The following is a 10,080-nucleotide window of genomic DNA, read 5'->3' as shown; positions in this document are numbered from 1 at the left end:
CCGCGCAATACGTGCCCAGACCGCCGCTGTACTTGTAAACGTATTCGTCTTTTGTTTCCTGGTTGTAATACCAGATGCCGCGATAGCCGGATTCCCTGGTGACAGGCCATTCCTCCGCGGCCGCGGCTCCCCCAAGGTGCACACAGATCCCGGCCAGTACCAAGCATGAGAAACAACGAGAGATGCGCATGATCTTAACTTTCTGATGTTCCGGCCAAAGCCCAACGCAAACCGTCCTGCGGTCTTGCATGCAAGAGCACCGTTACTCTTCAGCCCGTGTGCCCGGTGATGCCATACGTCTCCTGGGGACCTTGCGCCGCTGGGGCGCCGTCTTCCTCCAGCGCGCGGAAATGCGCGACCGACGAATCCGTCAGCGCCTGGAGGTTGTAGCCGCCTTCCAGCAGCGACACGATGCGCCCCCCGGCCACAGCCAGCACGCGGCGCGTCATTTCGGCGTAATGCTCCGTTTCGAGCAACTGATGGCCGAGCGGGTCGCGCACATGCGCGTCAAACCCGCTCGAAATCAGGAGGAACTGCGGGTCAAAACGTTCCAGCTCCGGCAGAATGAACTTTGGGAACACATTCAGCCATTCATCCGGGTCGACGCCCGGCGGCATCTGGATGTTCAGGTTCGTGTTGTTCTTGCCGCGCTCCTCCGGAAAGCCCGTGCCCGGATAGTGCGGGTGCTGGTGAATGCTGATGTAATAGACCGAATCGTCTTCGTAGAAGGCGTGCTGCGTGCCGTTGCCGTGGTGGATGTCCCAGTCCAGGATGGCCACGCGCGCGAGCCCGGCTTCCTCGCGCAGCCAGCGCGCGGCGACGGCCACGTTGTTGAACAGGCAGAAGCCCATGGCCCAGTCCCGTTCCGCGTGATGGCCCGGCGGGCGCATCGCCATGAAGACCCGGTTGTACTGTTTCTCGAGCACCGCGCGGCACGCCGCGATCGCCCCGCCGGCCGCCAACAGCGCCGCATCCCAAGAACCCCCGCCCATGACGGTGTCCGGGTCAGGGTAGGGCAGACCGTCCGTGCACACGCGCTCAATGGTGTCCACGTGGTATTCACTGTGAACGCGTAACAGGTCCTTCCGCGAGGCGGGGCCGATTTCGAGGCGCGGCGGGTCGAGCCCGGCTTGGCCAAACCCCTTCAAAATCGCGCGCAACCGGTCCGCCGCTTCGGGATGCCCGAAACCCGTATCGTGCCGCAGCGCTTCCTCGCGGTACACCAATCCAACTGCTGCCATGCCTGTTACCTCAAGACCGCACGGGACGCCCCATTCTAAGCGACACGCGGCGTACATTCAAAGCGGCCCGCCTGTGCCGGGCCAGGCGCGCGCCCGGTTTTGGGAGCGGGGGCTCAGTTGTCGCCGCGCATGTATTCCGCGATGGTGAGGCGCTTGACGTCCTGGTGGGCGACGACATACATGACGGCGCTCATGACGGCGCGCGTGCCGGCCATGACCCAAGCCATGCCGACGGCGCCGTAACGGGGCACGACGTAGACGCCCAGCGCGAGCGCGGCCACGAAGCGGAACCCCTCGAACGCGGCAATGAAATGGGACCGGCCCAGCGAATAGAGCGAAGTGACGGCGGGCGCGCATCCAAGGGACACGATGATGCCGGAAAGGAGGATGAGGAAATAGAGTTCGGTGCCGAGGTATTTTTCGCCGAAGAAGAGGTGGCGCAGGGTCTCGGCGAAGGGCATGAGCAGGCTCATGCCGAGACAGAAGAGCAGGCTGGGGATGCGGAACGAGCCGATGAAGCGGCGCAGGTCGCTCGGGTTCTTGAGCGCGCTCGCCTTCGGCAACAGCACGTTGTAAAAGGTCAGCAGCACGAGTTCGCCGAGCAGGACGAGGCTCACCGCGGCGCCGTAGCAGCCGAGCGTTTCCTCCGGCACACGGAACATGCCGAGCAACAGCAGGTCGAGGCGCTGGGTCAGGGTCGTGAACAGGGTGGCGAGCAGCACCCACTTGGCGAAAGCGAGCAATTCGCGCGTGACGGCGACGGTGGCGCCCGCAAGGAAGGCGCGACGCGGCAGGAACAGCCATGAGATAAACCACATGGCGGTGGGCGCGGCGACATACATGCCCAGGTAGGCCCACACGGTGCGCACATCGAGCAGGATCAGCAGGACCACGAGGCACAGGCGCAAGGTCGAACTGAAGAACTCGAAGCCGGCGTAGCGCCCGAAGTGCTGGCAGGCCTGGAAATAGGATTGCGCGAACCCCCACATGGACACGGCGGCCCCGCCGAAGAAGGCGAGCACAATCGCGTGCCGCGTCACGGACGCCGCGTCACCCGCCGGGAACAGCAGGCGCAGGAGCGGCGCGGCGGCGAGCATTCCGGCGAGCATGGTGATTGCGAACACGGCGCACTTCATCCGGAACATGACCGAAAAATAAGAGAAGGCGGCGTTGCTATCGCTTTGCAGGAGTTTGGACGCGAACCGGACCAGGCTGGTGTCGAATCCGGGTCCCGTGAGCCCGGCGACGATGGTCATGATCGTGAACAGGAGGTAGAACTGGCCGTAACGCGCCGGTTCGAGGTAGCGTGCGACGAGGATGTTGCCGAGGAACGCCGCGCCCGAGCCCAGAACCCGCGCGCCGAGCACGGAGACAATCTCGTTCAACCAGGAAAGATATCCCTTGCCCAGAAGGCGCTTGACGGCTTCGGCGTCTGCGAACACGGGCGCTCCCGTTGCGTTGCGGCGCGACGCCGGGGCCTACATGGCCCCGCGCCCTCGTAGTACCGCGGGAATGGTTTGCACGAGGATACGGAACACCAGCCAGAGCGACCACTGGTCGATGTAGGCCAGGTCCAGGTCCACGGTCTCCCGGAACGACAGGTCGCTCCGGCCGCGCACCTGTGAGAGGCCGGTCATGCCGGGTTTCACGCTGAGCCTGCGGCGCTGGTTCCACGAGTATTGCGCCACCTCATTCGGCAGCGGCGGGCGCGGCCCTACGAGGCTCATGTGCCCCACGAGCACGTTCATGAGTTGGGGCAGCTCGTCGATGCTGTATTTGCGGATGAACTGGCCCACGCGCGTCATGCGCGGGTCATGGCGGGCCTTGAAGATGGGGCCGTCGGCCTCGTTCAGTTTTTCGACCTGCCGCCGCAACTGCTCCGCGTTGGCGACCATCGAACGGAACTTGATCATCTTGAACTTGCGCTGGTTCTGCCCCACGCGCTCCTGGAGAAAGAACACCGGCCCAGGTGAATCCAGCCTGATCAGAATGGCGGTCAGGATGAACAACGGAGACAGAATCAGGAGCGCGGCGCCGGAGACGACGATGTCGGTCGTGCGTTGCAGCATGAGCTGAGCCTGGTTCTCGGGCACCGTGGTTAACGCCAGGATCGGGATGTGCTCGATCTTCTGAAACCGGCTCGTGGCCAGCCGCAGCGGGAACAGGTCCGCGATCAGACGGACACCGACGCCGACGCCCTCGCAGAGGTGCGCCATGCTCTGGATGGTCTCGTAGCGCGAGCTCACCGGGAGCCCGATGAACACCTCGTCGATGACATGCTGCGTGAGCACCTGTTCAAGCGATTCGAACTTGCCGAGAAGCGGGATATTGAATTCTTCCAGCATGCGGCAACGGTCCGGTTCATCCTCGAGAATGCCGATGGCGTGGTAGCCGTAATGGGGGTTGGCTTCGATCGTGCGGATCAATTCACGAGTTCTCGAATTTGCCCCAATGACGATGACCTGGCGCATGTTGCGGCCGTGCGCGCGCAGACTCCACAGGAACAATTGGACCACGCTGCGGAACACGCTCAATATCAAGAGCGACGCCCCGCCAAACCACAGCAAGAACTCGCGCTGCAAGCCGAGGCTGGTGAAGAACGTGACGATGAACCCCGAAAACACGATGGTTGCCACGACGGCTTTCGTTACGTCATAGACGACCAGCGTCAAGTGATCGCGACGTCGCGACGCAAAGAGCCGTTGACGGGACGCGAGCACCGGCCACGCGAGCACGAAGATCGCGAAATAGGCCAATTCCATCTGAAGGTGTTCGGAGAAGGCCCGGGAACCGTCCGGGGGCAAAGTCATTTGAGTCGCGAACAGGGTGGCGAGGAACACGAAACCCGTGTCGCCGAGTGCAAGAAGTCCACTCCAGAAGGTGGCGCGACTCATCTGGGGATTCACTATAGACTTTCCCTACCAGGCCGTTGTGCGCGCGTCCCAAGACGCCGCCAGGACTGAACGATCTCCCACGACGCGAGCGTACTGCTATTCCTGGACGCTTGTCAACAAAAAACTTCTGTTTGCGCGAGACCCTGTGCCAACAGGAGAGGACCCGTGCCGAACCGCGGTGGCGCCGGCGCATCCTTGGGCGGTCTATTCAAACAGTGACAAGGTTTCAGGCGGCTTGGGCGGATGAAAAACGCGGTAGAGGTCGATGAGCACCTCAGCGTCCAGCGCCGCATAGGCGATTTGCGCGGGCGTCAGCGGGCGTTGCGTCCAGTCGGAAGTCTGGAGGGTCTTGTCCATGTGGATGCCCAATTCGCGCTCGCACACCTCGTTGAGCTTGTGGCCGCCTTCCACGCCGCGACGGTGTTTCCGCCGCGAAGCGGGCAGCGTATCGAAGACGCTGCGAATGCGGATGCCGCGTTTGGCGAACAGGTCTTCTTCGAATTGGGCGTTATGGATGACTTTTTCGACGCGGTCGTTTTCGAGCAGGGCTTTCACAGGCTGCCAGTCGCCGAGCGCCAGCGCGTCGATGAGATAGGTCCGGTCCGCGGCACTCAACTGGATTGTGCAGATTCGCCGCGGTTCTTCGAGCGTCGTCTCGACGTCGAGCCCGATATACGGTTCGCGCGCCAGGGCCTGGCAGCAGGTTGCGGCTTCGCCATCGTCCGGCACCAGCACTACGGGGTTGCGCGGCTCCAGGCTGCCGGGGCGCCGCGCGCTGAAACACAGTGTCGTGACAACCCCCTCGAGTTCGCGGAGTTGCGTCTCGGCAACCGAACAGTCCGACAACAGGCCGCAGAGGTATTGCGTCGCTGCGTCCGGCCCTTGCAGACCGGCTTGCGCCGCGAGGCGCAGCGCGTTCCGCGTGACAACGAGCATCCGGCCGCCAGGCCGGACATAGCCGAACGCCCGCGTGACCACGGCACGCCGGTTTTCGTCGGTCTTGAGGCGGGTCAGCAGGTAGACGAGGCAGACGACATCGAACGTTCCGGAAGGTTCCGACGAATAGCCGAACAAGGGATAGGGATCGTAGCCCTGTGCGCGGAACTTGCGCGCTTTCAGCCACGCAACGTCCGCCCCGCGGCCGCAGCCGTAACAGAGAATGCGCTCCTTCGGCAAAAGCAGCCGCGCTTCCATGAGGCGGATCAATTCTGGCGCTGGTTCGTTCCGGACGCGCGACAACGCCGAAGAACTGTTTTCAGGAACGGGGACGGGCAACGGGTCCTCCTTGTCTGGATGGCGGCAACAATGCGTTCTTGATACAACGAAACCGGTTCCGGGCGCAAGTGCGCACTCCGGCAGTGAACGCCTGCTGTAGGCACGTGTATTTGCGCATCGGGCTTACCGGCGAGTCTTGAGTTCCGCCCCGAGAACGTCCGGCTTGACGCATCGGCTCGGGCTGCCGCATGATGCCGCGCGTCATGCGCGCACTGCTTCGCACATACGGGATATCCTTGATTGCCGGAGTGCTCCTCGCGGTCAGTTTCCCCTCATGGAACTTCTACTGGCTCGCGTGGGTTGCGCCGGCCCTCTTGTTCTGGCGCGTTCGGCGCGCGCGCGCGCTCGAAGCGGCCGCGCAATTCTTCGCCGCCGGCTGGGTTTTTCACACGATCCTGCTGCAATGGCAAATATCGAACATCTACTGGGTCGGCGGCTTCGCGGTGCTCGGATACGAGTTGCTCTGCCTGTTGCTGGCGCTGTTCTGGGCGCTGACCGGCGCGGTCTGGGTGCATGCGCGCCGGCAGGCGCCGCGGTTTGGCAATGCGCTCGGTCTGGCGCTGCTCTGGACGTTCCTGGAATTTCTCGAAGCCCGGCTTTTCACTGGGTTTGGCTGGAGCGCGCTCGGGTACAGCCAGGGGCCCAATCTCTGGCTGTTGCAGCTTGCCGCCGTGGGCGGTGTCAGCCTCATTTCTTTCATCCTGGCGCTGGTAAATGCGCTGCTGGCCCTGGCCGCGCAGGAGGGACCGTGGCGTTACAGGCGGCTGGCCGCCGCCGCCGCCGTCGTGGTCCTGGCGCACGCCGGGGGCGCGTTGCTTCTGCGCGAAGCGGCCTATCCCGAGCAGCCATTCAACGTGGGCATTATCCAGCCGGCCTTCCCGCAGGACATGAAATGGAGCGGCCTGTACGACGAACAAATGGTGCGGGAATCGGCGCGGATGTCGTCGCAATTAGCCGCGCGTGCGCCGCTCGACCTTGTTGTGTGGCCCGAGGCCACGGTCATGGAATCGTTCGACCGCGAACCCTATGCGACCGCGTTGCGCGCGGTCGCGCGCGACACGCAAGCCGGCCTGTTCGCGGGGGCGGTTCGCGAGACCGGGCGCAAGAGCTTCAACTCGAGCGTGCTCCTGGACCGGAGCGGCGAAACAGCCGGCTACTACGACAAGGTCCACCTCGCCCCCTTCGGCGAATACATGCCATTCTCGGGAATTCTGCCGTTCCTGCGGCAGATTGTGCCCGCGGATGTTGACGCGGGCGAGGTACAGAAGGTGCTCCCATTCGAGGAGCGCACGCTCGGCCCGCTGATCTGTTTCGAGGTTCTGTTCTCGCCGATGGCGGAAACGCTGCGGCGCATGGGGGCGGACACGCTCGTCGTGGTCACCAACCTGGGCTGGTTCGGGCGCAGTTGCGCCGCCGCGCAGGAACTCGATATCGCGCGGCTGCGCGCGATTGAGACACGTCTTCCGGTGATCCATGCCGCAAACACGGGGCTTTCGGGTGTTTTCGACCCATACGGCCGCTTCGCGCGCATGTATGAACAGTATACCGCGCTGCAAACGCTGGCACACCGGTGCATGCAGGTCATTCCGTTGCCGTTGCCCGCGGCGCGGCCGGTCCCTTGGGGGCCGCGAACCGCGCCTTGGGCGTTCGCCATTCTGGCCGGTTTGTGGGTGTCGGCGGCGCTGGCGTGGGGCCGCCGGGCGCCGGACCGGCCGTGGAAGGATTGACGAGCCATGGCGGAATCCAAGGGACAACTGGCGAGGTTTGCTGCGGTCTTCGCGGGCGGCACGATGTTGAGCCGCATCCTGGGGCTCGTGCGCGACATTGTGATCGCCGGACTGATCCCCACCGCCGCGCGCGATTCGTTCTTTTTCGCGTTCCGTTTGCCGAACATGCTGCGCGACATGCTGGGTGAAGGCGCGACCAATGCCGCGTTCGTGCCGGTGCTCGCGCAGACGCAGGAAAAGGAATCCCCCGAGGCCTTTCGCTCGCTCGTGGCCCAGCTGCTGGGCATCATGACCGTGGTGCTTGGCGTCATCACCGTTCTGGGCGTGCTGGCGATGCCGCTGGTGCCTTACCTGCTCGAATTGCTGCGGCCCCTTACGAATGCCGAGCCCAAGGACCCGGTGGAACTGCGCGAAACCGTGCAGATCATGCAATGGACGTTTCCCTATCTCTTCTTTATCGGGTTGGCCGCGTTCGCGATGGCGCCCCTGTTCAGCGTCAGGCATTATGGCACGCCCTCGTGGGCGCCTGCCTTGCTCAATATCGCGTTTATCGGCGGCTGTGCCTTGTTCTACAAGCGTTTCGAGAATCCGGCGTGGTCGCTGGTCGTCGGGGTCTGGCTGGGCGGCGCGGCCCAGCTGGCCGTGCTCGCCTGGGCGATGCGCAAGCACGCGCACGTGACCTTGCCCGCGTTCCCGCCGCGGCACCCGGGCGTGGGTCGCGCGTTTCTCCTGTTGTTGCCGGTTATTCTCGGTCAGGCGACCGGCGAAGTGAACAAGATGGTCGACAATTTCTTCGCCTATTCCCTGGAAGAAGGCGTGGTCACGGCCCTGTTCTACGCGAACCATCTAGTGCAGTTGCCGCTGTCCATCTTCGGGGTGGCGGTGTCGGTGGCAATCCTGCCGAGCATCTCGCGCGCTGCCGCACGGGGTGAACATGGGGAAATCCGCGGCACGCTGCTGCACGGTTACCGGCAAACGTTCTTTCTCGTGTTTCCCGCCATGCTGGGGCTCATCTTCCTGCGCGAGCCCATCATGCGGCTGCTCTTCGAGCGCGGCGCCTTCACGCCCGGCGAAACGGAGCGGGCTGCAACCGCGCTTCTCTATTACGGAGCGGGCTTGCTCTCGTTCGCCTGGGTGAAAGTGTCGGTGCAGGGGTTTTACGCGCTGCACGACACCAAGACGCCCGTAATCATCGCCGCGGCGAGCATGTTCCTGAATATATTGCTCAACTGCGCGCTTGTCGGTCCGATGGGGTATCGCGGCCTGGCGCTGGCCACGACCATTTCCTATACCGTCAATTTCGCGCTGCTCTACGTCTTCCTCAACGGACGTTACGGCGCGCTGTGGGACCGCGCCGCGACGGATGCGCTGCTGCGCATGACGGTGGCCACGGTCATGATGTGTGGTGTCGCGTACGGCTTGAACTACCGGCTGGAATTCCTTCTCGGCACGGGCGGCTTCGCGGCGCGCTTGACGACGGTGGCGCTGCCCGTCGCGGCCGGGGTCATCGTATACGCGCTGCTCTGCCGCGCGCTGAACGTTGACGAGATGCGGCAATTGCTCGGGGCATTTCGCGCACGGAAAGGGTGACGGTCACGGCATGCAGTACTATTTAGCGAGATATGTGTCCTTCGGCAGGATGTCGAAGAAGCGGTTGTCGTCGAGACCGAACCAGCCGACGGCCCAGCGCGCGTTGTACGCGCCGTAAATGTTGAATTCGGGCGCCCAGGCCCACTTCTCGCTCGAGATGTGGCCGTCGGCCCAGCACACGTTCACGCGCCCGTAATGGCGGAAATGCAGCGACGGCGAGGCCATCAGGTCATCGTCCCGCTGACCGTGCGGGTACTGCTTCGACACGAAGCGCGGCGGCTCGAGGAACCCATACTCGACGATATAGCCTTGCTGCGGCATCGCCGCGTCGGCGAACATGACGACCTGCGACGGATCCGCGATGTTGACATCGCGGGTGGTCTGCCGCGCGGCGCGTACCACGTCGTCCGTCTGGTACAGCGTCGATCCAATATAGGCCATGTTGTAACCGTAGCCGCCCGTGCCGGACTCGAACGCATTGTCCACCTCGCCTCGCCGTTTCATTTCGAAGAATTCGGGACACTCCGCAACGCGCCCGTCGGGCAGATACTCGAAGAGGGGCCCCTTCCGGAAATCGAAATCGCTGTTCGGGTTTGGCGATTCGCGTTCGCCGTGCCAGCGCTTGCGGCCGCCAAAGTGATCGGGCTCCGCGCCGGGCAGCAGGAAATCGTACATGTCCGGCGCGGCGGGCACGTAATGGCCGTCGTGCTCGGCCGCGTACATTGCGTTGGCGAGGTAGAGCTGACGCAGGTTGTTGACGCAATCGACGGAGCGTGCCTGCGCGCGGGCGCGGCCCAATGCGGGCAGCAGCAACGCCGCCAGGATGCCGATAATCCCGATTACAATCAACAATTCAATCAGCGTGAAACCGCCCCGCTTGCGCGGCGCAGGCGCGCTCCGGCACGCCGCGCAGGCACACAGCAGCGCCGCAAGAAGCAGCAAGCCCCAATGCCCGGCCGTGGGCACGTCCTCCGGGTCCACATACTCGAACGTGAATGTCTCCGAGCCGATGGGTTGTGTGAGCGTGGCATCGGCGTAGAGCGTCACGGTCAGCGTTGTCAGGGCTTGGGCGCGCGAGGACGGCAATACGACAAAGGACGCCACGCCGGCGTGCGCGGCGGCCTGATGGCCCGGCAGTGCTGGCGCGGCGTCCGAGGAAGTGATGGCGCCGCCTTCGACCACAACGGTCAGCAGCGCGCCCTCGGCAATGGCGTTGCCGTATTGATCATAGATGAGGCCGGTTGCGAGCGAGACCGGCCCATAGAGCGGGCCTTCGGCGGTGTAAAGGAAGATGCCGACCGGGCCCGCGGGCGGTCCGGGCAGGAATTCGCAGGAGATTTCGCCGCGCGCCGC

At 64.1% G+C, this 10,080-nt stretch carries 8 protein-coding genes; 2 read left to right on the top strand and 6 right to left on the bottom strand.

The genetic code is table 11. The annotated features are described in order from the left end of the window. The 5 genes from KA184_00375 to KA184_00355 all read right to left on the bottom strand — a co-directional run. The coding region (locus tag KA184_00375) for a hypothetical protein (GenBank protein MBP8128004.1) at positions 1-190 on the bottom strand (190 nt) is incomplete at its 3' end. A 79-nt stretch (positions 191-269) separates the two neighbouring features. Continuing rightward, positions 270-1,241, bottom strand: coding sequence for a histone deacetylase (locus tag KA184_00370; GenBank protein MBP8128003.1), 972 nt, complete (start codon positions 1,239-1,241; stop codon positions 270-272). Positions 1,242-1,354: 113 nt separating this feature from the next. Beyond that, complete coding sequence (locus tag KA184_00365) at positions 1,355-2,683, bottom strand: oligosaccharide flippase family protein (protein ID MBP8128002.1); 1,329 nt, start codon at positions 2,681-2,683, stop codon at positions 1,355-1,357. 36 nt (positions 2,684-2,719) lie between these two features. Continuing rightward, positions 2,720-4,135, bottom strand: coding sequence for a sugar transferase (locus KA184_00360; GenBank protein MBP8128001.1), 1,416 nt, complete (start codon positions 4,133-4,135; stop codon positions 2,720-2,722). A gap of 204 nt (positions 4,136-4,339) precedes the next feature. Beyond that, a complete protein-coding gene (locus KA184_00355) occupies positions 4,340-5,329 on the bottom strand; it encodes a methyltransferase domain-containing protein (GenBank protein MBP8128000.1) in 990 nt (329 codons plus the stop codon). A 284-nt stretch (positions 5,330-5,613) separates the two neighbouring features. On the opposite strand from KA184_00355, the gene lnt reads away from it, so the two are divergent. Continuing rightward, positions 5,614-7,137 carry an apolipoprotein N-acyltransferase gene (lnt, locus tag KA184_00350; GenBank protein ID MBP8127999.1) on the top strand — a complete coding sequence of 508 codons (1,524 nt, stop codon included), beginning with the start codon at positions 5,614-5,616 and terminating at the stop codon, positions 7,135-7,137. 6 nt (positions 7,138-7,143) lie between these two features. After that, positions 7,144-8,727, top strand: a complete 1,584-nt coding sequence (murJ, locus tag KA184_00345) for a murein biosynthesis integral membrane protein MurJ (GenBank protein ID MBP8127998.1) — start codon at positions 7,144-7,146, stop codon at positions 8,725-8,727. An 18-nt stretch (positions 8,728-8,745) separates the two neighbouring features. On the opposite strand, the gene KA184_00340 is transcribed toward murJ, so the two are convergent. Next, positions 8,746-10,080: prepilin-type N-terminal cleavage/methylation domain-containing protein (locus KA184_00340; GenBank protein MBP8127997.1), on the bottom strand; the 1,335-nt coding region annotated here is incomplete at its 5' end.

The sequence above is a fragment of the Candidatus Hydrogenedentota bacterium genome, assembly GCA_018005585.1.
Taxonomy (GTDB): Bacteria; Hydrogenedentota; Hydrogenedentia; order Hydrogenedentales; family JAGMZX01; genus JAGMZX01.
This window is presented reverse-complemented; position numbering and strand designations above follow the sequence as displayed.

Coding starts and splice junctions, on each gene's coding strand:
- murJ (MBP8127998.1), top strand. CDS start 7,144: ATGGCGGAATCCAAGGGACAACTGGCGAGGTTTGCTGCGGTCTTCGCG.
- KA184_00360 (MBP8128001.1), bottom strand. CDS start 4,135: ATGAGTCGCGCCACCTTCTGGAGTGGACTTCTTGCACTCGGCGACACG.
- lnt (MBP8127999.1), top strand. CDS start 5,614: ATGCGCGCACTGCTTCGCACATACGGGATATCCTTGATTGCCGGAGTG.
- KA184_00355 (MBP8128000.1), bottom strand. CDS start 5,329: ATGGAAGCGCGGCTGCTTTTGCCGAAGGAGCGCATTCTCTGTTACGGC.
- KA184_00370 (MBP8128003.1), bottom strand. CDS start 1,241: ATGGCAGCAGTTGGATTGGTGTACCGCGAGGAAGCGCTGCGGCACGAT.